The sequence below is a fragment of the Anaerococcus groningensis genome, from assembly GCF_046365465.1.
In the GTDB taxonomy this organism is placed as follows: Bacteria; Bacillota; Clostridia; order Tissierellales; family Peptoniphilaceae; genus Anaerococcus; species Anaerococcus groningensis.
Genome location: NZ_JBGMEG010000029.1, coordinates 1 through 1,227 on the forward strand (window position 1 = coordinate 1; position 1,227 = coordinate 1,227).

1 protein-coding gene is annotated in these 1,227 nt (G+C 34.2%); it reads left to right on the plus strand.

Annotation, left to right across the window (positions count from 1 at the left end):
* Positions 1-184: 184 nt before the first annotated feature.
* On the plus strand, positions 185-1,227 hold a 1,043-nt coding region (gene brnQ / locus AB9Q04_RS08095; protein WP_410024828.1), incomplete at its 3' end, for a branched-chain amino acid transport system II carrier protein.

The window sequence follows — 1,227 nt, forward strand, 5'->3', positions numbered from 1 at the left end:
GTATATGGAGTACTGGATTTAGATAGTCCTATAAAAAATAGATTTACTGACATAGAAGTAGAAGGTTTTGGAGAAATAGGTAAACTCATCGAAGAAAAAATATATCCTTTCTAATATAGCTATTTAAGCTAGAGTAAATTTGTTTTATTTGATATAATTATCCGAGTACTAGGAAGGATAATTTATGAAGAAAAAGTTAAGTTTTAAGGAAGTCTTACTTGTAGGATCTCTCTTGTTTGGCCTATACTTTGGAGCTGGAAATCTTATTTTCCCGCTAGAATTAGGTCAAAGGTCTGGAGTAAACCTAATACCGGTAACGATTGGGTTTTTGTTATCAGGAGTAGGACTTCCTATTTTAGGTATAATAGCTACTGGTCTTAGCGATAGCCAGTCGCTTTTCGAGTCAGCGAAGCCTGCTGGTAATTTTTTCGCTTATTTTTTTACAATATTATTATATCTTACCATAGGGCCAGGATTTGCTATTCCAAGAACAAGCACAGTTGCCTATGAGGTAGGATTGAAAGAATTTGTAGGGGCAAATAATACTATAGCCTTGTTTATTTTTTCTATAGTATTTTTCCTTATTGCTTATTATTTTGCTACAAAAGAAGGGGACCTTATAGATACTATAGGTAAGTATATGACGCCTATATTTTTAGTATTACTTGCAGCAATTGCAATTTTAGGGCTAGCAAAACCTATGGGTCCACTGGCAAGTGTAGATCCAACCCAAAAATACCAGGCTAACCCTTTTACTACAGGCGTTATTGATGGATACAATACTTTAGATGCCCCAGCATCTCTTGCTTTTGCAGTTCTTATTATAACTGCTATAAAAAAACTTGGAATTACTGATCCTATTGATATAGGCCGCGAAACATTAAAGGCAGGGATAGTTTGCCTAGTAGCAATGGGAGCAGTCTATACTTCTCTTGCCTTTTTAGGATCTAGTTCTGCCCATATTATGGAAGGTGGAGAAAATGGGGCAATTATTTTAGCGAAAATAGCAAATCATTATTTGGGTTCTGCAGGTCATATATTTTTAAGTTTGATAGTTTTTCTAGCTTGTCTAAAAACAGCTATTGGTCTAATTTCAGCTTGCTCTGAGATGTTTAGTAAGATGCTATCTTTTAATATTAGCTATAAAAAATACTGCATAATCTTTTCGGTAGTTTCCTTTTTAATAGCCAATCTAGGACTTAGTAGGATAATTTCTTTATCATTACC